Consider the following 24,924-nt stretch of genomic DNA (forward strand, 5'->3'; position numbering starts at 1 on the left):
CCAGATTCTGCTTGACAGAACATAGAATTAAGTTATAAATAAACATAATTAGCAATGGATTCAATCCATCCGTTATTATCCTTAGCGAAAAGAGGCCTGCCATGTCAACAAAAGTACCTGTGGCCGAAAAACTGGTGTTCACAGGCGGTCTGCTGGGCCAGAATATGCTGTACAGCTTCATGTCGATGTACATATTGTTCTTCTATACGGATCTGCTGGGGATTCCGGCTACTACAGCCAGTGTCATTCTAGTGGTGGCGAGCATTGTGGATGCTTGTCTTGACCCGCTTATGGGCATGATTACCGACAAAACACGCTCCAGATGGGGCAAATTTCGGCCTTATCTGCTGTTTGCCCCGTTCCTTATCGCGCTGGCGACTATCGTCTGCTTCTGGGACTTCGGCGGATCTCCCATCCTGACACTGGTGATTGCCACCGTATCCTATCTGCTCTGGGGAATGCTGTACACGGTCTGTGACACACCACTTTGGGCCTTGTCGTCCGTAGTCTCCACCGATCCGGGTGAACGTACCTTATTTGTCACTTTAGGCAAAATCGGCGGAACGCTCGGCGCGGTCGTCATCACCGTTGGCGGAATCCAGCTTCTGCTCGCCTTCGGCGGTGAACGGACTACTGAGGCTTATCTGTATTCAGCAATCATTATCGGGGTCATTGCGGCGCTGTCGATCTTCCTGACCGGAATGCTCACCAAAGAACGGGTGGTTCCTTCCGCTGAGACCATTTCGTTCCGCCACAACCTGCAGACGGTGTACAAAAACAAGCCGCTGCTTACCCTGCTCGCCTCGCTGCTGATTATCAATCTGGTGAACGGCATCAGGCAGAGCATTCAGCTCTATTATGTGGTCTATGTCTGGGGGGATGCGGGGTATGCCACACAGGTCGGAATCGCCCTGGTGGTCGGTATGCTGCTGGGGATGATCGCTACGCCGCCGCTGTTGCGCCGCTTTTCCAAGAAGAAGGTGTTCATTGTCTCCTGCATCCTGGGAAGCATCGCCTGTATCCTGCCTTACCTGCTGGGTGACCATAACGTGCTGAATACGCTGGTGTTCTTCGCGGTCAGCTTCTTCTTCTCCGGCATGACTACCATTGTAAGTACTTCGATGCTGCTCGATACGATTGATTATTCGGAATGGAAGCTGGGCTTCCGGGGCGAGGGCATTGTGTTCTCCACGAACACCTTCATTACCAAGTTCAGCGGAGCAGTGTCGCGGATGATTATCGGAGCCAGTCTCGGCCTGCTCAGCTACGTGGAGAATCAGCCGGCTACGCCGAGACTCCAGCACGGCCTTAGCTTCGTGATGTTCCTGCTGCCCGCACTCTGCTTCCTGGCCGCTATTCTGCCGATTCTCTTCTATAATATAACGGAGAAGCAGCGGGTGCAGATCCTGAGCGATCTGAATCACAGCCGGTCATTGTAGAGGCTAGCGGGAGGATGGTAGCGGATGGAGGAGAGATGATGGGGGGGAGATGCTTTTCCCTGATTGAATCGTTCATGGTCAGGGGGCGGCTGGGTGTAACGGACTCAGTTGCGCTTATTTCTGCCAAAAGCTACGATTGGAGCAAGTTACGGACTCCACGGCCATTATTGCCGGATTTTCCGCGCCGTAACCTTGATTATAGAGCAAATAAGGGCGACTCAGTCCGCAAAGCAACGAAATAAGCTATCTTTTTGTAAATAACGACTCTCCTGTCCGTAAGGAGCAGGCCTGGTTGAGTAATTTCTCTTCATCTAACCTTGAGAGGGACAAACTGTACCCTTACCACAGATTAATAAGGAGGTATTTGGAATATGGATGTATCGACAATAGCAGCACTGATGGCGCCGCCCGACCTATCAGACTGCCGCAAGCTGTTATGTATTCAGCCGCACCCGGACGACAATGAGGTGGGTCTCGGCGGTACTATCGCCTCCTTCGCGGAGAAGGGGTGCGAGATACATTATTTAACGATCACGAACGGGGATTTGGGCGCGGTGAACGAGCAGGTGTCTTCCGCCGAGATCGCAGCGATCCGTGCACGTGAACTGGAAGCTGCCGGACGGTCGCTGGGAGCCACGGTGTTCCACCAACTGGACCATGGAGATGGTACACTGGAGCATATTCCGGCGCTGGCGGGAGAGATTGCTGAGGTCATCCGTACTGTGCGGCCGGATGTGATCTTCTGCCCTGATCCGTGGCTGAGCTATGAAGCGCATTATGATCATATCGTCACAGGCAGAGCCGCCGCCCAGGCGCTTCTGTCGTCCGGTCTCCCCCTCTATCCGAGGGGGACAAGCACCCGCCCCTGGCAGCCACAGGCGATTGGGTTCTACTTCACCTCCGAGCCGAACACGGTAATAGACATTACCGCCCACTTCGAGCAGAAGTTCGAGGCTATGGCTCTGCACCGCAGCCAATTCAACGAGGAGATTCTGGCCATGTACCGGATCTATTTCCGCGAGCAAGGCCGTCAGCTTGCCGAAGGCAGGGGCTTCGAGCTGGGGGAAGGCCTGAAGGTGTTGTCACCGCTGCACCTGCACTGCTTTGTGGATGCACGGCGGATTTGAGGCTTTCCCATGTAATGCAAAAGAGCAGCAATCACCCATCAATAGGGAGATGTGCTGCTCTTTGTTAAGCGGGAAGCTCGGACAAACGGTAGTAGGGTATGTTCAATAGCGGCTTGAAGCCCAGCTTCTGCGCAAGTCTGTAAGAGCCCACATTCTCCAGACGGCAGCCCCATACCGGCTCCAGTCCCTGCTCCAGACAGTAATCGATTAACTTACAGCACACTGAGAAGGCAAAATGCTTTCCCCGGTGCCCCGGTGCCGATTCAATTCCAATCTCCAGCTGATCCGTTGTCCGGTAAGCCGAGAATGCACTGGAGGCCTGCTCTCCCTCCCACAATAAAGTGTATCCTTTGCCTGAAGCCAGGAAGTGCTCCGCGTCACGCCAGAAATACCGGGGAATGACCGCACCCTCCTGCTCGCCGAATCCTTCACCGTTCATCTGGACAATCTCCGCATCCTGCCGGAACCCTTGCGCCTTCGCACGGTTATAGACCTCCGGGTCGAACGTGAAATTCACCCGGGTCTGTATGTACATTCTGCGTGAATCCTCCGCATCAAGCCGTGCATTATGCTCAGTAAGCATAGCTTCAATCAGCGAGTCCCAGCCCCCTGCGGGATCAGCCTGCAGCCATTCTGCTGAATGCCGGTGCCCCGTCTTGTTCGTAATATAGTCAGCTAAGCTGCGGTTAAACTCCTCATTGCCCGAATCCCCATAGACCAGCGACATCCCGTATTCATGAGCCACATAGAAGCTGCGGGGGTTATGTACAGAATCCACATACACACTGCCTGTCGTCTGCCCGCTCAGAACTCCTTCAGCGAACAGCGTGTTGATCTTGACTTCCTTTAACAGCGGCCAGGCAAGGGCGTAATCCCGGCTGTCTAGCTTCAGCATGTTTATCTCCTCTCCTCCCATTATATATTTTCTACTTATTATACCTTACTATGTCACCCATAGAGGAATGAATGTTATAATACACTCATTGTCATGCGAATGACTTGAATCCTGGCTCAACCTGAAAGGAAACGACCTATGATTAATACTATTCCCGAAGTGAATTTCAGTGCTTCCCCTTACTATAATCCCGGCCTCAAAAATGTAGTCATCCTCGCCACCGGCGGTACCATTGCCGGCAGCGGCGAAGCTCATAAAACCTTGAATTACGAGCCCGGCGCCCTGCCCGTGCAGGATCTGCTGGATAGTGTACCGCACCTGGAACGGCTGGCGAATTGCGCCGGGGTACAGGTCAGTAATCTGTGCAGCGCCGATATTACCAGCGAACACTGGCTTACCCTGGCAACGTACATTAACACGCTTGCCCTACGGGAGGATGTGCACGGATTCGTCATCACCCACGGCACCGACACCCTCGATGAGACGTCTTACTTCCTGAACCTGGTGATTAAGACCGACAAGCCGGTAATCATTACCGGATCTATGCGCCCGGCTACCGCAATCAGTGCCGATGGACCCCTGAATCTGTATCAGTCCGTAGCACTGGCGGCGAATCCCGAGGCTTCCGGCCAAGGCGTGATGGTTGTGTTTGCTGAGGGCATCTATAGCGGGCGGGATGTACAAAAGGTGAACACCTTCAAGGCCAACGCCTTCGATGAGCGCGATTTCGGCTGCCTGGGATATATGCGTGACAGCCATGCCTTCTTCTATACGCGCACCTTGAAGCGGCATACCACCGCAACCCAGTTCGATGTATCTGTTATGCAGGAGCTGCCGGAAGTATCCGTAGCTTATTTCCATGTGGATGCCAATCCCGGGATTCTGGATTATCTGGCCACGATCTCCAAGGGGATTGTGATTGCCGGTGCAGGCGGAGGCATCTACAGCAAGCCGTGGATTGATAAAGTCGGCGAGCTGAAGAATAATAATATCCCTGTTGTCCGCTGCTCGCGGATTTCCAGCGGAATTACACTCAAGGATTCCTACATTGATTTGTCCGCCAATTCCATTCCGTGCAACAGCCTGGTCCCGCAAAAAGCCAGAATCCTGCTCTCCCTGGCTCTGACGCAAACCACCGGCTACGATGAAATAGCCGCAATGTTCAACGAATATTAAACGTTACCCGCAGATGGTGGGAACTCAAAGGTGAAGACTGCGCCGCCCTCCGGACGGTTCCGGGCACTAAGCTCTCCGCCGCAGCGTTCCACAATAGCACGTGCGATGGCGAGTCCCAGCCCGGATTCGCCATTTTTCCCTTTGACGAACCTGTGAAACAGACTGGACAGCAGCTCCTGCGCAATACCCGGACCATCGTCAGCAACCGTTAATGTAATCCTTCCCCTGCTTGTATGCACCTCTACATCAATACGCTTCTCGGCATAACGGGCCGCATTGGATAATACGTTCAGCAGAGCTTGCAGCAGCTTATCCCGGTCCGCTCTTACCATCCCCCCATGGTCCCCGGAGACTGCCGGATGTAGCGACAGCAGCTTCCTTGCCGCCAGTAGCGGATTGACCCGCTCCACCGCCTCGCTCAGCAGCTCCTCCAGATCCGTATCCTCAGCCTGGTAAATATCCTCTTCACTGTCCAGCTTCGCCAGAAGGGTCATTTCGCTGACCAGATCACGTAAACGCCCGCTTTCACTCAGAATAATATCCAGTCCTTTACGGACGCCCTCTCCTTCAAATATCCCGTCCCTAATGCCCTCCGCATAACCGGCTATCGACATCAGCGGAGACTTCAGCTCATGCGAGGCATTCTGGAAAAACTGCTTCTGCACCCGGTTGAACCGGTGCAGCTCACCGGCCATCTCGTATACCGCCCTGGCGACAGAACCGATTTCACCTCCCGCCCGGATCAGATTCACCTCGGCAAACCGGCGGCTTTTCACTTTGTGGAGCTCCTGACGCAGGCTGATCAGCGGATCAATCAGCTTCCGCGTAATGAACAGGCTGAACAGGAGCATCGCTGCCGCTCCCGCAGCAAAGACAAGGATCAGCCGCTTCAGCAGCGACTGCTCGATGACCTTGATTCTGCTGACAGGCGTTAGCAGGGTGAGTTTGCCTTGGGGGAGCGTGTTGACTTGCACCAGATAACGCGGATCATTGCCGTCCCATAAGCTCTGCAGGCTCCCCTGCTCTATAGCTGTGATATCCACTGTTACTCCGGACTGCACGGGCAGGGCCGGGATACTTCCCGAGACCACATTCCCCTGCTGGTCGCTCACGATGGCCTGTACTCCGCTGTAGAGCGTAGGATATGGAGCCGTAAGCGGCTCGCTTTTTCCCACTGTGAATGCCCCTCCTTCCGTGAATGGAGCCCGCTGCAGACTCGCTGTAAGGGAAGCGCCAAGCGTCCTTAATCCCTCTTGCTCCTTGCCAATGAAATGGTCCATCAGCACATAATGGATCATCACTCCCGTGATAGACAGGACCAGCAGCAGAGACAGCCCAAAAGCAAAGTTGATCTGATGCACCAGCTTCAGCTTTTTCATCCGCTGGTTTAGCCTTTCCGCCATACTCTTCATTTCTGCACCTCTCTCATACGGTAGCCGTGTCCCCAGACCGATTCCAGCGGCAGGCCGTCCATTTTTTTGCGGATGCGCTTGATCAGATGGTCGACAGCGCGGTCGCTGCCGAAATAATCCTCTCCCCAGACATGGCCCAGCAGCTCTTCGCGCGTAAAGGCCCGGTTCGGACTTCCCGCAAAGACCATCAGCATCAGGAACTCCTTGCTGGTCAGCTCCACTTCAGCTCCCCGCCAGAAGGATCTTCTCTCCTCAGGATGCAGCAGCAGACTGCCCAGCTCTATCCCTGTATGCACAGCAGGCAGAACAGCAGCAGACTGGGAGGGGTGAAGACGTTCCCACCTTTTCAACTGGCGGTTGATCCGGGCTACCAGCTCACGGGGACTGAAGGGCTTGACCAGATAATCGTCGCTCCCAAGCTCCAGACCCAGGATTTTATCCACTTCACTATCTTTAGCAGAGATCATAATGATCGGCACCTCCGCTTCATCACGGATACGCCTGCACAGCTCATAGCCGTCCATTCCCGGAAGCATAATATCGAGCACCCACATGCCGGGAGGATCATTCTTCCATAAATCCCACGCCTCTTCGGCACTTCCAAGGCCAATCGTCCGGTAATTCTCTTTATGTAAATAAGCTTCCACCAGATTGCGTATATTCTCGTCATCGTCCACAACGGCAATGACCGTTTGATTGTTCATCGAGGTACCCTCCGTGATTTTCTCTTCACCATTATAGCAAGCGGCAGAGCGGGATAGGACTCTGCCATTGTTTTTCCACATTGCTGACCCTCTCCTGCCACAGAAGCCCGCTATAGTGAGAGCTGTAAGACAAACCACCTGAAGGAGTGTTCGTATATGAATCGTCTAATCGTGAAAAGAATGGCTCTATCCACCCTGCTGCTGTCCAGTATCGCCACCCCGGTCTTCGCGGATACGGAAATCGCACCGCACCCGGTACAGGGACCCACTGCCATTATAAGCACGGCCGCTGCAGCCACACCAGACAGTAAACTGCTCCCCATGCTTGAACCACAGGTTCTGAGCCTGGTGAACAGCTATGCACCGGAAACATCCCAGGACTGGCGGGATACGCTCAGCCGATTCCATGATTTTACAAGCACGAAGGCGCTTAACGTGGTTCTCACCACGCCAATGTCTGCCGCTCCATGGACAGAACAAACCGGCATTCTGGATGTGCAATTAGCCATGCCTGGAACATTGACGGACGCAGAAACGGTTCCGCTTGCCACTGTGCCGGAATACGGGACAACTGGGGGCAGTGTTAAGGCAGTTCCGTCCGCCTCAGCAGCTGCAAACCTCATATTAACGGTACCTGACTCTCTGGAATCCGGCAAGCTTGCCAATGTGGTAACCTTACATGCGGCGTATATCGACGGCCTTTTCAAAGCACAGGTTGCACTGGCAGAGGCTGCACAAGCCACAGATGCAACAGCAATTAAGCAGGCACTGTCCGAACTGCTGAGTCAATATAAGGACCTTAACCACAAGCTGGAAGAAGCGAAATAAACCACGCACACCCTGTATTCCATAGAAAAGCAGACCAAGGAATTTCTCCCTGGCCTGCTTTTTCTTTTCAGATCATTAATACAGCGTAGCCACCGCCTAGCGGCGCGGATACATCGGATAAGGATAGAATGCCGCCGCAGGCTGCTGGGCTGCGTAGGCGGGCATGCTTTTGGCGGGCGGGCCTATGTTCATTCCCCCGGCAGACCCTGCCACGGCGCAGCCCGGAGGCGGTCCGAGAATAATCGACTCCTTAAGCGGAGCCACGGCCTTGGCATACTCCTCTTCATTGATACAATACGCGCGCTGGATAACCTCTGCGGGAACAGCCCGCAGGAAGTCTGAACCATACACAATATCCGGTGTCGGCGCATCGAAGATCGTCAGGAAATGGGCTTGTTCGCTCTCAGCCAGAATCCAGTGGAACCAGCCCTTCGGGAAGACAGCGATTTGTCCGGCCTGCAGATGATAGGTCATCAGCTTCTGGGTGAACGGATCGAACACGGAGGTAATCAGCTCACCGCTAATCACGAAGACCATCTCCGTCACATTCGTGTGCCAGTGCGGCTGGACAATGAAGCCTTTGCTCATATGGGCATTGAAGAACCCGTTACGTATCGCCGGAAGCTGCTCGCCAAAAAGCTGCGTAATATAATTGTGCGCATCCCGCTTATAATTAAGCACCTGGTTAGAATCGGCGGCAAGCTTCAGGTCCGGTGCCTGCAATACTGGATCAAGCATGATTTGTTCCTCCTCAGACTGGATTATAGCCTTAAGTAACACTGGGCATTCGTCCAAATACTGTATGCAGGGGAGGAACTCTTTGACACTAGAGACAGGTGCGGATTAGATCAGACGAGCGATACTCTCAATCTCCACGGCGGAGGCTGCGAGCTGCTGCATCGAGGCGGTGATCTCCTCTGTGGCTGCGGCTTGACGTTCGCTTTGGGCCAGACAGTCCGTAAGCACGGCATCCATCTGGTTAATCTTCTGCTTGATCATCTGCAGAATGCCGGCAATATCCTTCGCCGATGAAGCACTGGATACGGACATTTTGCGGATCTCCTGGGCCACGATGCCGAAGCCCCGTCCATGCTCAGCCGCATGGGCCGCTTCAATCGCTGCATTCAGCCCCAGCAGATTGGAGTTGTCTGCCACCTTGCGGATGAAATCCAGAATCTCGTCCGTCTGCTGCAGATCCTCAACCACCTTCTGGCCCAGCTCCTTCAGATCCCCGACGGTATTCGCCAGATCCGAGGCCGTGCCCGCAATCTCTACCGAAGTCGAGCTGATCTCGTCAGAGGTCACCGCCAGCGCATTCGCTGCATCGCTGAGCGTTACCTGATTGCTGAGGCTGATTCCAATCGTAAATACGCCAATTACCGCCCCGTTCCGGTCACGGACCGGCATTGATGAGGACTTGAAGGGTATCCCGTAGACTTCTTTGGGAATAGTGGCGCTGACTTCTTCTCCACTCTCCAGCGCTGCCCGGATTCCCCCACTTGGCGGAATGGGACTCCCATCTCCGACCCGGGCATGGAGCTCTTTGCCCGGCAGATGATAGATGAACTTCTCCACATCGGTTAAGGCAAACATTACATCCAGTGGAAAGAGACGCTGCACCAGCGGCAGAGATATTTTTAGAGCCTCCAGCAACTGGTCCATTTCTGATTCTTTTTCTAATTCGTGATCGGTACTCATTGCTTCAACAGCTCCCTAATCCTATTTATTTATGTACATCTCTTATCGCTTGAATCTTATCGCTCGAACAATGTAACACAGTTGCGGCCTTCCGCCTTGGACTGATACAGCGCATCGTCGCCCAGCTTGTAGATATCCTCCTCGCGCAGCCCGTCCACAAGCACGGCGGCTACGCCGATAGAGACGGTAATTCTGCCGTATTCGGGACTGAGATCATGCTGTATCCCCAGCTCCGCGATGCTTCGTCTGATCAATTCGGCGAACACACGGGACTCTGGAGGGGTCAGTCCGGCGGCCACAATCCCGAATTCCTCCCCGCCCAGCCGGAACGCGGTTCCTTCCGCCTGTTCAGCCAGCTCCTTCAGTACCCCGCCTATTCTGCGCAGTACCGTATCGCCTTCATAATGCCCGTAGGTGTCATTGAATTTTTTGAAATAATCAATATCCAGCATCAGGTAGGTTAAATACCGTTTGCTGGCAGCAGCCTTGTCCACCTCATCCAGGAACAGCTTATTGAAGTATCTGCGGTTGTACAGCCCGGTTAATTCATCGGTGATCGAGATCTTTTCAATCAGCCCGATATATTTGCTCAGCTCCCCGTTGTTGAACTCCAGCTCCTTCGTCCGCTCCGCCACCAGCTCCTCCAGATGCTCCTTGTGGCGCCGCAGCTCCTCCTCCGCCTTCTTGCGCTCAGTTATATCCTTGATCGTTCCCTGAATCGCCGGCTTATTCTGATACATAATTCTGACGACCTTGTGAATGGCGATGACTTCAGGGGACTTATCCTTATGCAAAAGCCTTGTCTCGTACTCTTCCGGTGCCTGCTTGCCCTCGACTCGTCTGGCATAATAATGCATCACCTTCTCCCGCTCCGGGGGGGTAATGAAATTCCCGAAGGGCTGCTCCAGCATCTCGCCCGGCTGATAGCCGAGCATCTGCTCCAGCGCCTCATTAACATAGACACACCGCATATCCTGGACCACGAACACCCCGTCCTGCAGGTTGTTGACCAGTTGGCGGTACTTCTCCTCAGAGCGCTCAAGCTCATTATACAGACTGGCATTCTCAAGCGAGAAGACCATCTCTCTGGACAGCAGATTGATAATCTTCATCCGTTCCTCGGTGAATACGCCGGTCACCAGATTATTCTCCAGATAGATAATGGCAATCGTCTTATTCTGGTTAATCAGCGGCATGCAGACCATCGATTTCGGCTGCTGCCTCACAATATAGGGATCATTCACGAATGAAGTCTCGGAATAGGCATCATTGTAGATCAGGCTCTCCCGGCTCTTCTCCACTTGTCTGATGATGGCGACAGGCAGATTGTCCAGCTGATGCGACTCATGAATCGCCACGGAGATCCGGTCTGTGTCCGCTTTATATTCCCCTTCGACCAGAAGATTGGCCTTGGAGGTCATCAGGATACAGCCCCGCTGCGCCCCGGCATTCATGATTACAATCTCCATCAGCGCTTCCAGCAGGTGGTTCAGCTCAATTTCTTTGGAGATGGCCTGCGAAGCCAGAATGATGGAATTCAGATCAATGCTCTCGGTATAATCGGACACCGTCCTGCCGTGCATGAACTCCTTGGTGCTGATTTTCTGGGCAAGAGCGGGGTATCGCTCCTTGATGAACGCAATCTTCTCCTTGGCCCCCCAGACCGAATAATAGTATTCGGATTGTCTGAGCAAATAGGCGGCGAACTCGTTGAAGCCCTTGTCCATATAGAACCGGGCCGCCAGCTCGTTACAGAGTGCCTTATAGCGGACGAAGCTGCCCTGCTCGCTGGCCTCGATCGCCAGATCATAATAATAGCCTGCGCGCGTGCTGTTCCCGGAGATCCGGGCCCATTCGGCTCTCATCAGATATTCATGCTGCCGGAAGGTTCCCGGTGCATTGCTGGCCCATTTGCGTACCCGGCCGAGCTCCTTGCGCATTTTGGACCTGGCCTTCCGCTTGCCGTTCACACCCAAATCCCTGTAAGCATAAGCCAGATTCAGGAAGGTGTACAGCGCGAACTCCTCCATAAAAGCCGATCCGGCCAGCGTCCCGATAATCGGATACGCCCGCTCGATGTACTCCAGCGCTTCATCATGCTTCTCGTAGAGAAACAGCAGCTTCATTTTGTAAATATAATAGATCGCAATTCCCGAATAATATCTTGCTTCCTGCAATTCGTGCAGATAGACCTCTTCGCTGAAGGCTTCATTGTTGAATGAGGTACGCTCCGGCAGCTCTCCGGCAAGACTGAGATAATACTGGCGGGCCAGCTGTGCTGTGGCAAGCGACTCCTTGTACTTCGTGTTCTCGATCATAGAGATCGTACGGTCACTTTCCTGAAGCAAAGCCGGGATGTCCATCGACGGATTCCAGAGATTCACATAGAAGGCGGAATGGGCCAGGTAGAGCAGATCGCCTGTCCGCAGACTGGCTTCAATGGAGGTGCCGAACCAGTCCTGCAGCGTATCCCAAGGCTCGGTCCAGGCGTGGCTGAACAGCGTATACAGGACATGCGCCGCGCCTTTCCACTGCAGATCATTGAATTTGTCGTTAATTCTGATCCCGAGACGTCCATAAGCGAAGGCCCCCCGGGTATCCCCGAAGCCGGACAAGAGCATAGCATAGCCGATAAAAGCAAGCGCCGACTCCGGCGAATTCCCGTATTTCAGCGTCAAGCCCACCTTCTTCAGCACCACCAGACCAAACAACGAGGTCTCCCCGGAGATAAATGCAGGCGGTATAAAGTTAATCAGCAGCCGCATCACCAGCTTCATCTCCGGGTCCTGCATCTCCGGCAGTGCAAAAATCGTCTCCGGTGTTCTCCCCCGCAGCGCGGCCTTAACGACCAGCAGCTCCTTAAGGACGGCGGGCATTCCAACCTTGGACGGAATCTTAATGCCGAGCGCCTTCAGCCCCCGCCTCCCCGAAGCAATCGACTCGGGCATCATGCCCAGATACATATAGTGATTGGTCTGCATCTCATAGATTTCCGCAATAGCCATCCGCTCCGTAGTTTGCTCCAGCAGCAGACGGCAAGCCTGATCCCCCTGATCGATGTGATGGGTGAGATAGCTGCATTCCGCATACAGCCTGTAGATCTCCGCCGCCTGCCCCGGGTCTGTACTCCAGATCTGCTCCGGGAGCAACTCCATTGCCGCTTCAAGCAGTAGGAAGGCCGAATCATACCCGTATCCTGCTTTGGCCTTGTAGGCTGCCCGCAGATTCAGAGCGACGATCTCACGCGCCTCCGAGCTGTCAGTGATTAATTCCAGCCCTTTATTAATATGGGTTGCAATATCGACCAGCTTGTCCGCGATTTCCTCCTCTCCAAGATTCCGCAGCAACAGCCGGCCGATACTAAGATGAAGCCTCTTCCCCCGTTCAGGATCAAGCAGCTGGTAGAAGGCCTGCTGAATCCGGTCATGGGCAAATTTCAGCCGGATGCCAATCTGCGCAGCCTCGGGGCCGGATTCAGCAAGTGTAGCAGAGAATATGGCGTACTTGTGGTCGGCAGGGACGATATATTCTTCCTGGACCGCACGCGTAATCGCGGCGGCAATCACCTCCGGCGCTTCCTCGCCGATTAGTGTCAGCATCCCGTAGTCGAATACGCTGCCGGCCGCCGAGCTAAGCATCAGGATATGACGGACCTCCCCCGGCAGATGCTGCAGCTGTCCTACCAGGAAATCCACCACACTGTCATGGACCGGCAGTGCCTCCAGCTGCTCCAGGCTCCAGCTCCATTCCCCGTTCTGCTTGTCGAAAAAGATAATCCCGCGCCGGTGAAGATCCTTCAGCATTTCTGTCAGGAAAAAGGAATTCCCCTTCGACCGCTTGTATAAATGTCCGGTTATCCCTTCGACCCGTTCCATGCTGCTGTATAGCGTGTCAGCCACAAGGCTTTGCACATCCGTCTCTTGCAGCGGCTGAAGGTGAATACGTCCAACTTCACGATTTTTGCCGATCTTAACCATCGCGGAGAACAGCGGATGACCTTCGTGGATCTCATTCTGCCGGAAGGAGCAAATCACAAACATCCGCTGCAGATGGTTATCCAGCACCAGCTTCTCCACGAGCTGCAGGCTGGAGTAATCCGCCCACTGGACATCATCCAGGAAGAGGACGAGCGGCCGGTCCGGATGCGTCATGGCCTGCACGAACTTGGCAAAGGTCAGGAAGAACCGGTTCATCTCCTCGGCCGGACTCAGCGGTTCCGGCTCAGGCTGGGTCCCGGTCCAGACAGCAAGCTCAGGGATTAATCCCGTAATCACAGCGCCGTTGCCGTCAAGCAGCCGGGTCAGCGAGCGGCTGACCTCACTCTTGTAATCCTCATCCGGACTCTCCAGCAGCTGGCTGACCAGCCTGCGAAAGGCCTGTATGAGCGCACTGTAAGGAATATTCTTATTGTACTGGTCGAACTTCCCTTCCGCGAACAGCCCCTTCTCCCGGCTGATTGTCCGGTGCAGCTCATGAACCAGTGCCGTTTTGCCTGCACCTGCATCACCGGAGACCAGCATGACCTGTGAATTCCCGTTGACACTGCTGCGGAAGGCCGTCTCCAGGGTGGACAGCTCCTGCTGTCTGCCGACTACTTTTTGCGGAATGCGGAAGGTGTTCAGGAGATCCTCCGTTCCAATCACGAAATCCTCCTGCCCGGCCAGGCATTTCTTCAGATCGGCCTTGATGCCGTGCGCGCTGCGGTACCGGTCCTCCGACGACTTCTCCATCAGCTTCATAATGACCGCCGACAAGCCGCTGCTAACCCTGCCTCCGGTTGCATGGTAAGGGGAGACGGCTTCCTTTGCAATAATGGAATAGATCTGCTCCATCATCTCGGACGATGGATACGGCATGATGCCGGTCATCATCTCGTACAGGACCACACCTAGTGAATAGTAGTCACTCCGGTAATCTATATTCCGGTTCATCCGGCCGGTCTGTTCCGGTGAGATGTACAGCAGACTGCCCTCCAGCAAGCCGCTGTTCTGGAAATCCCGTCTCTCCTTGGACAGCTTCACTGCAAGGTCGAAATCAATCACCTGAACAATATCCCGCTCCCGGTTCCAGATGATATTCGACGGCTTGATATCCTTATGGATTACGTTCTGCTCATGAATGGAGCCCAGAATATCCACAACCTTGACCGCCAGCTTCAGTAAGGCCTCCTCTTCCGGCTGCTCTTCCGCCAGGATCCGCTTGAGCGAACGTCCGGCAATATCCTCAAGGACCATGACGTACAGACCGTTCTGCTCTTCGAGCCTCAGGGGACGGATAACCCCTTCTGCGCTGGTGCTGAGCTCTGTAAGCAGCTTATATTCCTGTTTGAAGCGCATTACGGCTTCGGTGCCGGCAAACTCCGATTTTAACACCTTGAGAATGACCGTTTCTGCGGAGGAAGCCTCTGTACACCGGTACACGGCTTTTATAGGATTATCTGAAATGGTCTCCAGGACCTGATAATGGTCATTAGCAATCATTGTACTCCACCTTTAGCCTTGTTCTCCCGTAACTTCAATATCGGCATCGAATTTAAATACATAGGCAGCGATCAGCCAGATAATCCAGCAATTCAGCCCAAAGAACAGATAACCGAAATAGCCCAGAACCGGCATCTCGGAGAAAATATGAAATTTGTCCAGATAAGGCACCGAGTATTTCCAGTAATTCGGATTGGTAGGAGCATCGTCATGGAACCACTCACTGCCAAAGTTCCAGAACTCCCAGAAGAAGCCGTTGAACACCGTAGCCAGCCCCACCAGAATGACCTTGGACCAGTCTCCGTTCTTCACCGGGGTGAAGGGGGTCCAGTAACCGGCAAGCGCCATCGCTGCGGACAGCATCGGAACCAGCGCAACCCACAGCACCCAGAACAGCAGATACGGATAATAGCCCATGCCGAAGGCCAGGATCAGCCCGAGAATATAATAGACGATCAGCCACATGCGTGACACCTTCAGCCTAGGCCCATGGCTATAACGGTTGCGGAACAGACGGAAGGTCTTGAGGAGTAAGTACCATTCGAAGATGGCCGGAAGAACCGTTGTATAGGATAAGGAGAACCAGAACACATTGCCGAAGTTAGAGAACACTTCATTATTGGGGTAATACCAATTCTCCAGGACGAAGAAATTCAGGTATTCAAAAGCAAACCAGCTGAAGCAGGACACCACCGCCAGCAGCTGCATCACATGGGGCTTGCGCGAGATGATCGAAGCTCCGTGATTTCTCCGGTAGACCAAACCGTCCAGGATCAGAATAAAGGACCACCAGAGGGGAACAAACGTGTAATGCTCCAGCGAGACAAACAGCTTCACCCGGGCCCACATTAGGAACCAGCTAAGCGCAAGCACCGGCAGGCTCCACCAGAACCAGATAGGGAAAGGGGTGGCCGCCCCCGATTTCCGGGGTGCCTCCTCCGTCTTCTTGAAGCCGAACCATCCGGGGAATACCAGGACCAGTGTGATGATCAGGGCCACAACGCAGGCAAGCGAGAAATACAGCAGGCTGAACCCGGGGTCAGCTTCGACCTTCTGGGCCGGGAAATCCCCGTAACCCGGGGGCATCCCCTTCCATTTCGCCAGACTTCCTAGTAACGGGAGCAGAAAGATCAGTCCGAAGGTAACGATCAAGAATACTGTCTTTTTCCATGTTTTCATTGCGCAAACCCCCGCGTATGTATGTAGTTGAAAGTCGAATTTTGTTGATAATCGCTAATATTCGATAACACTCCAGTTTATTCCTGCTGACTGCACACAAAAAAATGCCCCACCGTCCATTTCCATGACGTATGGAGCAACTGTGCGGGGCATAATGCAGGTGAAAACGGGCTTCCGGCGAATTCTATTACACCAATTATTAAATCCATAAAGTCTACTTAAATGAATGATATGCCTAACACTGTAACTAATACACCTGAATAGAGTGATGTATCTTATATAAAAGGAGGGGTTATATTGTCACAGCCTAATCTGCCCAATATCACGCCAACGATCACTTTATCTCGAGATGATGTGCTTAACCTATTATTTTCTTCCATCGCAATGGAAGAGTTGGGCTTAGCGCATGTTATTAATGCCCAAGGGGAAAACATCCAATTTGCCTTGGGCACACTTCCGGGGAGCACACCTGCTACGTTGGGTGAGGTTCTTCAGATAAACAGCAGTGCTCAATCGATGCTCGATTCCGTATTCCGCACCGAAATGATGTTGGATTCAAAACTCACCTCCGCTTCCGATATTCCATCATTAGTCGGACCCACAGGAGCCACGGGGGTAACCGGCGCTGCCGGTGCAGTAAACAGCGTCAATGGATTGACGGGCAATGTTGTGTTGAGTACAGAGGCTGGTGTCTTTCCAATCAGTAACGATGAACCATCAACCCAAGATTTGAACGGATTAATCAATGCCGGGGTGTATAGCTCGGGAAATCCAAATGGTGTAGGTCCGGAACATGGTCCACTGGGAGTTGACAATCCTCCGTCATGGACGATTTACGTCTCCCAGGTAGGGCCTTATATCCAGCAGTTGTATATTTCCAACCTAGCATTATATTACCGCAGTAGTACAAACAGTGGCCAGAACTGGTCAGATTGGCAAGAAATCGGTGCTCGTGGGCCAACCGGAACCACCGGTGATACTGGAGCCACCGGAGCCACCGGAGCCACCAGTGTCACCGGAGCTACCGGGGGGACGGGGGCTACGGGTGTGACGGGGGCTACTGGCGTCACCGGGGCTGCTGGATTGACAGGAGCTACCGGCGTTACCGGGGCTACCGGCGTTACCGGGGCTACCGGCGTTACCGGAGCCACGGGCGTCACCGGAGCCACCGGACTCACTGGAGCGACCGGTGACACCGGGGCTACTGGTTTAACTGGGGCTACCGGCGTCACTGGGGAGACCGGGGTGACGGGGGCTACCGGACTCACCGGAGCCACTGGACTCACCGGGGCTACTGGGGTCACTGGGGAGACCGGGCTCACTGGCGCTACTGGTTTGACAGGGGCTACCGGACTCACCGGGGAGACCGGGGTGACGGGGGCTACCGGACTCACCGGAGCCACTGGACTCACCGGGGCTACTGGCATCACTGGGGAGACCGGGCTCACTGGCGCTACTGGTTTGACAGGGGCCACTGGACTCACCGGAGCTACCGGCGTTACGGGGGCTACCGGCGTCACCGGGCCTATTATTGTAACTAACAATGCGATGTTTGAGCCCGCAACGGCTGCAGTACCTTCGACCTTAACACCTATTGTATTTCAAGAAATTTTTATTAATGGCAGCGGAATTGAACTTGGAACGCCCCCAAGCAATATCACGGTGCTCCCAAACAGCTTATATTATGTTTCGTTTACCATAACTATTGAGCTCTCTGCTGAAACAAACAATGTAACCAGTTCTGAAATGATAGTTAGATTGAACGGTAATGTCCAGCCTATAACGGTTACCGGACAAAAAAATGGCGGGATTGGAGCTACCGTGTATTTCTCTCTAGAAGGAAATGGTTTTCTTCAGACCGGCGCCACTGACAATACCATGACTCTCGATGCTACTTATAACCTAAGCGCCGGTACGGGAACTTATGTTACGGATCGGTCTAACCTGAGTATTATCCGGTTCCGTTAAACGAACAGATTCCGCTTTTTGAGGAGGATTAAGGGATGAGCAAGGGGGCAAGAGCCCCCTGCCCATTTTGTAGATAAGGAGGGAATCACTTGTCAAAACCGAACCTGCCCAATATCACCCCAACGATATCCATATCGCGGGACGATGTAATTAATCTATTATTTTCCTCTATTGCCATGGAGGAATTAGGACTGGCGCATATCCTCAATGCTGAAGGAGAGAAGATTCAGTATGCGGTCGGCACCCTTCCAGGAACCACTCCCGTTACACTTGCCGAATTAGGTCAGGTCAGTAGCAGTACTCAAGCTATGTTGAAAAAAATTATCCGCCATGAAATGATGCTGCAATCCAAGCTCCAGACAGCTGCAGATATTCGACCGGTTGTTGGTCCTGCTGGACCTATCGGAGCTCCGGGAGCAGAGGGTGGAGCACTTAGTGTCAATGGGTTAACCGGAGATGTGGCGCTCGGTGTAACAGCCGGTGTCTTTCCAATCAGCAATGATGAACCATCGACCAGCGATCTAGATGACATTCACTTTAGAACTGCCGGTGTATACAGCAGCTCGGGAGTACCCGCCGATCCGGCTGGCCCAGTGAATGGTCCTCCGGGAGTCGCACACCCGTCGGTATGGACGATTTATGTATCACGTGTCGGAGATTATGTACAACAGCTATATTTCTCCGATTCGGCTTTATACTATCGCAGCAGTCAGAATGGCGGGGTGACTTATCCCCAAGGGTGGCTCCAGGTTGGAGTGCAAGGTGCAACCGGGGTGACTGGGCCTGGTGTAACCGGAGCAACCGGCGTTACTGGCATGACCGGAGCGACGGGTGCCACGGGCATAACGGGCGCAACCTTGGACACAGGTGCCACGGGGATCACCGGCGCCACAGGCGTGACCGGTGCTACCGGAGTGACGGGTGCCACAGGAATCACTGGCGCTACCGGCGTCACTGGCGCTACCGGCGTAACCGGCGCTACCGGACTTACCGGTGACGTTACTGGTATGACGGGCTTGACGGGCTTGACGGGTGCCACAGGTCTAACGGGTGCTACCGGGGGTACCGGTGAGGTCACGGGCATGACAGGCGCGACCGGGCTTACCGGTGAGGCGACAGGCATGACGGGCTTAACAGGTGTGACGGGTGCCACGGGTGTAACGGGCGCGACCGGGCTTACCGGTGAGGTCACGGGCATGACGGGCTTAACCGGGGTAACTGGTGCGACAGGGGTTACCGGCGCGACAGGTTTAACCGGTGAGGTCACGGGTATGACGGGCTTAACCGGGCTTACCGGCGTGACGGGTGTAACCGGCGAGACAGGCGTAACCGGCGAGACGGGCCCAACCGGGCCAGTGGCCAACAATGCCAGTTTTCACCCTTCGGGTCCAGTAACAGCAACGCCTACGAATATTACATTTGTACAAAATTTTATTTTTGGCTCAGGTATCTCCCTTGTGAACGGCGGTCAAGGTATTCAATTACAACCCAATAGCTTCTACTTCGTTTCTTTTAATTTGAGAATTCGAATAACAAATGGGAGTATCCCCGTCGTTGCTTCGCAAATATTGGTTTTCCTCGACGGCGTTCAACAAAATATAAGCACTGGCACGCAGAGAAATGCAGCTGGTTCTGGTTTAGCCGCCTTCACCCAGGAATCCAGCGGTTTAATCCAGACTGGTGCCGGCCCTAATCCAACGTTAACCTTGACGGCTTCTATCACTCTTGCTTCGGGCACTGCCGAGTTTAATCCCCCTACTTGGTCGAATTTGAGCATTTATCAGGTCCTGTAATTCAAAGGTAATAAGGCAAGAGCAATAAAAGCTGATGTCCTTAGGTAACTCTCCTTTTCAAAAACGGCTCAGGATATGACGGTTCTTCCCTTGGAAGGACGGCATATCCTTTTTTCTGTATGGCCTCGTATCCGTAGTATCCGTTGCATAACCGCAACATCTCAAAGTTGTAACCTGATTTTTAATGCGCTTTCATCCTGTTCTATGTTTTAATTGTAATAACGTTATGTACTTCATGTAATTATATGCGGGGTGTATAGATGCAGCGATTTATGATAGGTCAATATGGGGGATTTGATCCTGGCAAGTTCCACAAGGATTTCAAAGCCGAATTCTATGGTATAGAGGCTTGTTCTTTCCCGTCCGATGAAGATTGTCAGACGCTGATTGAAGCAGCACAGAAGTACGGATTCCGCACAGGAGTCCATTATCCGCTCCGCGCCAATCCTGCCAGACTAAGAGATGCCCTATTTCTCTCGCCGGATGATTACGTGCGTTCTGAAGCATTCCAGCAGATCCAGGAAGAGCTGGATTATATGGTGAGTCTACAACCAGATTACGTATTATTTCATTATCCCAAGCCGGTTATCCTAGATCCTCAGGTAGACTGGAGCTCCTGGAGATTTGCTGACAGGAAGGAATATATTTATGAGAATGAACTCTCTCTGAATGAACTGATACAGCACAGTAAAGTTCTCTTCGACTGGCTTAGCCGAAAGGGCCGGGAGTACCGGTTCCAGCCCATTCTGGAGTTCGATGGACTGAACAGTTATGTCTACCAGCATGATTTTCTGGAACAGCTCTTGCTTGCCTATCCGGATATTAAGTTGTGTCTGGATACCGGCCGATTGTATCAGCAGGATAAGCTCGACCCTAATTTCGATGCCCGTACCCTTCTGAGAAAATACACCAGGTATGCGGCATTGATCCATCTGTCGAATGTTCAGATTAACGAAGCCATCCAGCACGGCCATTACCCGGTCCTGCCGGAACTAAGCACCGAGGAGGGCTGGGCCCCGATCGAAGACTATCTGGGCATCATCCGTGAGGAGAACAGCGGAGTGAAAATCATGTTCGAGCACCGCTCAGACCTCATCTCCGCGCAAGATCTGAACCGGTGTTATGCTTGGGTAGATCATATCCTTAACGGAGTCCCTGAGAATCCACCGTCTTCACCAGCACGGTGAAGGCACAGCCGCCCCGAATATTTGTGAATGCACAGGCACATGATACAATGGGACCGTAACGACCTTGCCTTAATTTAACACAAAAGGAGTGACAATTGTGGCAATCAATGTGTACCTGAATTTCAATGGTAATACCCGAGAGGCTGTAGAATATTACGCTGAAGTATTCGGAACCGAACCTCCGCATATCATGACCTTCGGCGAGGCTCCGCCTGATCCGTCCCATCCTGTACCGGAAGAAGCCAAACACCTCGTCATGCACGCCAATCTGATGATTGCCGGCAGCCCGGTCATGTTCTCTGACGTATTCCCCGGCATGCCGTTCACGGAAGGGAATAATATCAGTCTAACGGTGACAGATTCCGATGAAGAGAAGATTCGTCTCTGGTTCAACAAGCTGAAGGAAAGCGGAACTGTACACATGGAGCTGCAGGAGACCTTCTGGAGCAAGGCCTACGGGAACCTGAAGGACAAATTCGGCATCCACTGGCAGCTCAGCCACGACAACGGACAGAACGGCTGACTCTCTCAAGAAGTTTTCTTTTCACAAAAACGGCTCAGGATATGACGGTTCTTCCCTTGGAAGGACGGCATATCCTTTTTCTGTATGGCCTCGTATCCGTAGTATCCGTTGCATAACCGCAACATCTCAAAGTTGTAACCTGATTTTTAATGCGCTTTCATCCTGTTCTATGTTTTAATTGTAATAACGTTATGTACTTCATCCTACTGTAAAGGAGACTAACCTATGGAAATATCCTCATTTTTGCTGCCCAAGGATCAGGTTGCGTTCATTACTTCCTCGATCTCTATGCGGGAAGCGCTGGATCAGCTGGAGAATCATTATTATTCGGCCATTCCAATTATTGACGATGCCGGTAAATATGTTGGGACCTTGTCGGAGGGCGATCTGCTATGGAAGCTGAAGAACACCGACGGACTGAGCTTCGCGAATATGAACGAGGTGACCGTTGGCTCCATTCAGCGTCATGTGCATAACGAGAGCGTCGAGATCCACGCGCAGATGGAGGATATGCTGACTCTGGCAGCAGACCAGAACTTCGTTCCGGTAGTGGACGACAGCGGAATCTTCCTCGGCATCATCCGCCGCAAGGACATCATCGAGTATTACACGCGGAACATCACCGATTAGCAGGATGCGCCGCATTGCAGGATCAAGTGATTCAACCGAAAGCAACGGCAAAGGCAGGACCGTCCTGTGAAGGGCGGCCCTGCCTTTGTTCAAGTTAACAGGTCTATATGATTTCAAACACATGGGTCAGGCGGGTCAGCTCAAAAATCTTCCGTACATTGTCGTTCAGGCCCGTCAGCCTGATGGTGCCTCCCGCCTCTACACATTTCTTGTAGGAGCTGACAATCACTCCAAGACCGGTACTGTCAATGAAACGGCAGGTCCCGAAATCAAGCAGGAAGCTTGAATGTCCCCCAAGAATATAACCCCGTACTGTCTCCCTGAACTGACCGGCTTCCTCAACCGAGAACAGCTCCGGCATCTCAATGATCATCTCGCTCAAGCTACTCACCCCTGATTTTAAATTTCTCTACAAGAATCTCCAGCTCATTAGCCATGGCACTGATCTCCTGGGCGGAGGCTGCAAAATTATTGACCGTAGCCGCCTGTTCTTCTGTAGCGCTGGATACATTCTCTGTGTTTGCTGCCGCGAGTTCCGAGATCGTGCCCATAGAATCAATCAGCTTGATGATCTGGTCTGAGGTAGCTACTTCATCTCTGGTAATATCCAGAATCTCCTGCACATTATCCGTGATCATCTCAACAGACTGTATGATATGGACGAAGGCTCGGTCCGTCTCATTCACAATGCTCACGCCGCTCTCTACTGCTCCGGCCGCGCCTCTCATCGAATCTACGGCCTCGGTAATCCGCGAGATCATCTCGTTGACCAGATCCGTAATCTCACCGGCATTGGTGTGGGTCTCATCCGACAGCTTCCGGACTTCACCGGCCACCACACTGAAGCCTCGGCCGTTCTCTCCTGCTCTAGCGGCTTCAATTGCCGCATTCAGAGCCAGCAGATTCGTCTGCTCGGCAATCTTGTTGATGGTACCGGTAATTGCGGATACCTTCTCCGACAACCCGCTGACCGTATACAATAATGCTTCGGTCTCTTTGGTGCTGCTGTGAATGGTATTCATTGCTTCTACGGTATGAATGACTCTGGCTCTTCCTTCTTGTGCCGCCTGATGAGTAGTCTCCGCATTGCCGGAGGTAGCCGACGCCTTGCTCTGCGCCAGCTGCACCAGACTGGAGAGCTGAACGAGCACCTGGGAAGCATTGATGACCGACTGGTTGTTGTTCTCTGCGCCGGATGCAATCTCCTGGGTACTGGAGCTGATTTCCTGAATAGAGGCGCTGATCTCCTCTGAAGATGCCGCCATCTCCTCCGACATGGAGGTGAGGGACAGGGAACCCGCTCTCACTTTCTCAATAATCGCCTCCTGTTTGTCAATCATGGTGTTGAACGATTCACTTAGCAATTGGAGCTCATCCCCGGTTTGAATTGACGTATGAACGGTCAGGTCGCCGTCACCTGCCAGGCCCATGGCTCGCTCCAGCTTCCGGATCGGATTCACAATATTCCGGGTGGTGAAGAAATACGCTGCCACCATAGCAATGGCAATACAGACCAGGATGAGGATCAGCGTAGTGTTACGGATTTCGGCCGCCGGAGCCATGTAATCCTGCACATTGGCCGTTGTGGCTACAACCCAATGGGTTGCGGGCTGAAAAGAAACATATTTATGTACGCCTTCATAGGTGTAGAAGCCATGCGCGGTTTCTCCCGCCTTCATCCGCTGGACCAGCGCATTTAATTCAGCATTGCTGCCGCTGTCCAGCTTCTCCTTCAGGACCTTGTCCTGCTCCGGATGCGAGACGATGAGACCGGTACGGTCAAGCATATATCCGTATCCATGCTCTCCAATCTTCACCTCTGTCACCGGTGAGGCGATATTCTCAAACAAGGCGGTTCCGATCAGCACGCCGGTAATCTGATCCTTCACCCGCAGCGGTCTGGCGATCGCTACGATGTACTGATTCGTCTCCCGTGACAGGATAACCTCACTGACTGCGTCCTTGCCCTGCAGCGCTTCCTGGAAGTACGGACGGTCCTTCACATCAGGCCCCGTCTCCCCGGAGCTGCTAGTCATCAGCACCCTGCCGTTTGTATCTGCGATAATCAGCGATTCCAATAGCTTGGTGTTGTCTTTCTGCACACCGGAAATATAATAAAACGCTGTGCTTTTGAGGGACGCCACAGACGGATTCCCGGCAAAATCGGCCAATACGCTATTTTTGCTGGCGATTCCCAGATTCGTGCCAACTGCTTCAAGCTCGGCATCCACCGCTTTCGCAGCAGAAGCAGTGGTCCCTCTTAATTCCTCTTCAATCGTCTTCTGCAAGGCACCGGATGCCAGCTGATAGGATACGTAGCCGGATATGCCCAGCGGGATACTGATAATCAGAAACAACAGGATGCTCATTTTAACTATTAAACTTAATTTCACAGAACTCTCCCCTTCTTGACTCTATAAGGAACCGATACTCTTGCTGATGTACATCGTATGATGTATCATCTCAGCACTGTCCGAGAAGCAGCGGATCAGATACAAGCCCCGGCCCCCTTCATCCATCAATTCATGGTTCCCGATAGCCTCCGGGAACACCACCTTGCCGTCCCCGGCCCCCGAATCCTCAATCTGAAGCTTAAGCAGCTGATCCATAAGCAGATAACGGATGGTAATCGGCTTGCTGCAATCGCTGAGGTTCCCGTGATAATAGGCATTAGTTACCGCTTCGATCAGAATCAGGCGGATATCAAAAGCATGGGCTTCGAGGTCAAGCTCCCGAATGATTCCGTCAATGATCATCTGATGATGCTCCAGACCGTGAAGCATCACTTCCTTATGAATAGCTTCCATGGCCCACTCCTTAACAATTCTGAAATCTCCGTCCTGCTGATGTTGCCGCTGACACTTTGCCTTCTCTGCCTTGGCTCT

General features: G+C 53.1%; 19 protein-coding genes. 9 read left to right on the forward strand and 10 right to left on the reverse strand.

Going from position 1 to position 24,924, the window contains the following annotated elements; all coding sequences use genetic code 11:
• The first annotated feature begins 101 nt into the window (after nucleotides 1-101).
• Complete coding sequence (locus tag NST43_RS18450; protein WP_339218569.1) at nucleotides 102-1,439, forward strand: glycoside-pentoside-hexuronide (GPH):cation symporter; 1,338 nt, start codon at nucleotides 102-104, stop codon at nucleotides 1,437-1,439.
• Nucleotides 1,440-1,810: 371 nt separating this feature from the next.
• Nucleotides 1,811-2,566 (forward strand): PIG-L deacetylase family protein, encoded by a 756-nt coding sequence (locus NST43_RS18455; protein ID WP_339218570.1) that lies wholly within the window; start codon nucleotides 1,811-1,813, stop codon nucleotides 2,564-2,566.
• A gap of 64 nt (nucleotides 2,567-2,630) precedes the next feature.
• Here NST43_RS18455 and NST43_RS18460 read toward each other — a convergent pair whose 3' ends face one another.
• Entirely contained in the window at nucleotides 2,631-3,461 is an 831-nt protein-coding gene (locus tag NST43_RS18460) for a GNAT family N-acetyltransferase (protein WP_339218572.1), read from the reverse strand.
• A gap of 138 nt (nucleotides 3,462-3,599) precedes the next feature.
• On the opposite strand from NST43_RS18460, the gene NST43_RS18465 reads away from it, so the two are divergent.
• Nucleotides 3,600-4,637, forward strand: a complete 1,038-nt coding sequence (locus NST43_RS18465) for an asparaginase (RefSeq protein WP_339218574.1) — start codon at nucleotides 3,600-3,602, stop codon at nucleotides 4,635-4,637.
• Here NST43_RS18465 and NST43_RS18470 read toward each other — a convergent pair.
• Nucleotides 4,634-6,016: a HAMP domain-containing sensor histidine kinase gene (locus tag NST43_RS18470; protein ID WP_339218576.1), complete on the reverse strand. Its 1,383-nt coding sequence runs from the start codon at nucleotides 6,014-6,016 to the stop codon at nucleotides 4,634-4,636. The two genes, NST43_RS18465 and NST43_RS18470, sit on opposite strands and share 4 nt — an antisense overlap.
• Before the next feature lie 29 nt (nucleotides 6,017-6,045).
• Nucleotides 6,046-6,753, reverse strand: a complete 708-nt coding sequence (locus tag NST43_RS18475; RefSeq protein WP_339225464.1) for a response regulator transcription factor — start codon at nucleotides 6,751-6,753, stop codon at nucleotides 6,046-6,048.
• A 156-nt stretch (nucleotides 6,754-6,909) separates the two neighbouring features.
• On the opposite strand from NST43_RS18475, the gene NST43_RS18480 reads away from it, so the two are divergent.
• The gene (locus NST43_RS18480) at nucleotides 6,910-7,581 is read left to right on the forward strand and encodes a hypothetical protein (RefSeq protein WP_339218578.1); all 672 of its coding nucleotides are present in this window, start codon (nucleotides 6,910-6,912) and stop codon (nucleotides 7,579-7,581) included.
• A 96-nt stretch (nucleotides 7,582-7,677) separates the two neighbouring features.
• Here the strand turns inward: NST43_RS18480 and NST43_RS18485 are convergent, their stop codons facing one another.
• The 4 genes from NST43_RS18485 to NST43_RS18500 form a co-directional block, all read right to left on the reverse strand.
• Nucleotides 7,678-8,319: a cupin domain-containing protein gene (locus tag NST43_RS18485; RefSeq protein ID WP_339218580.1), complete on the reverse strand. Its 642-nt coding sequence runs from the start codon at nucleotides 8,317-8,319 to the stop codon at nucleotides 7,678-7,680.
• Between the two features lie 105 nt (nucleotides 8,320-8,424).
• Nucleotides 8,425-9,279: a methyl-accepting chemotaxis protein gene (locus tag NST43_RS18490; RefSeq protein WP_339218582.1), complete on the reverse strand. Its 855-nt coding sequence runs from the start codon at nucleotides 9,277-9,279 to the stop codon at nucleotides 8,425-8,427.
• Nucleotides 9,280-9,335: 56 nt separating this feature from the next.
• Nucleotides 9,336-14,759, reverse strand: coding sequence for a diguanylate cyclase (locus tag NST43_RS18495; protein WP_339218584.1), 5,424 nt, complete (start codon nucleotides 14,757-14,759; stop codon nucleotides 9,336-9,338).
• 12 nt (nucleotides 14,760-14,771) lie between these two features.
• Nucleotides 14,772-15,938, reverse strand: coding sequence for a small-conductance mechanosensitive channel (locus NST43_RS18500; protein ID WP_339218586.1), 1,167 nt, complete (start codon nucleotides 15,936-15,938; stop codon nucleotides 14,772-14,774).
• 543 nt (nucleotides 15,939-16,481) lie between these two features.
• Here NST43_RS18500 and NST43_RS18505 point away from each other — a divergent pair.
• The 5 genes from NST43_RS18505 (at nucleotide 16,482) to NST43_RS18525 (ending at nucleotide 22,039) form a co-directional block, all read left to right on the forward strand.
• Entirely contained in the window at nucleotides 16,482-17,906 is a 1,425-nt protein-coding gene (locus NST43_RS18505; protein ID WP_339218588.1) for a collagen-like protein, read from the forward strand.
• A gap of 89 nt (nucleotides 17,907-17,995) precedes the next feature.
• Complete coding sequence (locus NST43_RS18510) at nucleotides 17,996-19,699, forward strand: collagen-like protein (protein ID WP_339218590.1); 1,704 nt, start codon at nucleotides 17,996-17,998, stop codon at nucleotides 19,697-19,699.
• Nucleotides 19,700-19,959: 260 nt separating this feature from the next.
• Nucleotides 19,960-20,886 (forward strand): TIM barrel protein, encoded by a 927-nt coding sequence (locus NST43_RS18515; RefSeq protein WP_209992648.1) that lies wholly within the window; start codon nucleotides 19,960-19,962, stop codon nucleotides 20,884-20,886.
• A gap of 97 nt (nucleotides 20,887-20,983) precedes the next feature.
• Nucleotides 20,984-21,409 (forward strand): VOC family protein, encoded by a 426-nt coding sequence (locus tag NST43_RS18520; protein ID WP_209992649.1) that lies wholly within the window; start codon nucleotides 20,984-20,986, stop codon nucleotides 21,407-21,409.
• Nucleotides 21,410-21,634: 225 nt separating this feature from the next.
• Nucleotides 21,635-22,039, forward strand: a complete 405-nt coding sequence (locus tag NST43_RS18525; protein ID WP_036700824.1) for a CBS domain-containing protein — start codon at nucleotides 21,635-21,637, stop codon at nucleotides 22,037-22,039.
• A gap of 103 nt (nucleotides 22,040-22,142) precedes the next feature.
• Here the strand turns inward: NST43_RS18525 and NST43_RS18530 are convergent, their stop codons facing one another.
• The 3 genes from NST43_RS18530 to NST43_RS18540 are packed head-to-tail and all read right to left on the reverse strand — an operon-like array spanning nucleotide 22,143 to nucleotide 24,846.
• A complete protein-coding gene (locus NST43_RS18530; RefSeq protein ID WP_339225465.1) occupies nucleotides 22,143-22,412 on the reverse strand; it encodes an STAS domain-containing protein in 270 nt (89 codons plus the stop codon).
• Nucleotides 22,413-22,422: 10 nt separating this feature from the next.
• The gene (locus NST43_RS18535) at nucleotides 22,423-24,432 is read right to left on the reverse strand and encodes a methyl-accepting chemotaxis protein (protein WP_339218593.1); all 2,010 of its coding nucleotides are present in this window, start codon (nucleotides 24,430-24,432) and stop codon (nucleotides 22,423-22,425) included.
• 21 nt (nucleotides 24,433-24,453) lie between these two features.
• Nucleotides 24,454-24,846 carry an ATP-binding protein gene (locus tag NST43_RS18540; protein ID WP_209993137.1) on the reverse strand — a complete coding sequence of 131 codons (393 nt, stop codon included), beginning with the start codon at nucleotides 24,844-24,846 and terminating at the stop codon, nucleotides 24,454-24,456.
• Nucleotides 24,847-24,924 lie beyond the last annotated feature (78 nt).

Source organism: Paenibacillus sp. FSL H8-0332, assembly GCF_037963835.1.
GTDB lineage: Bacteria > Bacillota > Bacilli > Paenibacillales > Paenibacillaceae > Paenibacillus_AQ > Paenibacillus_AQ rhizoplanae.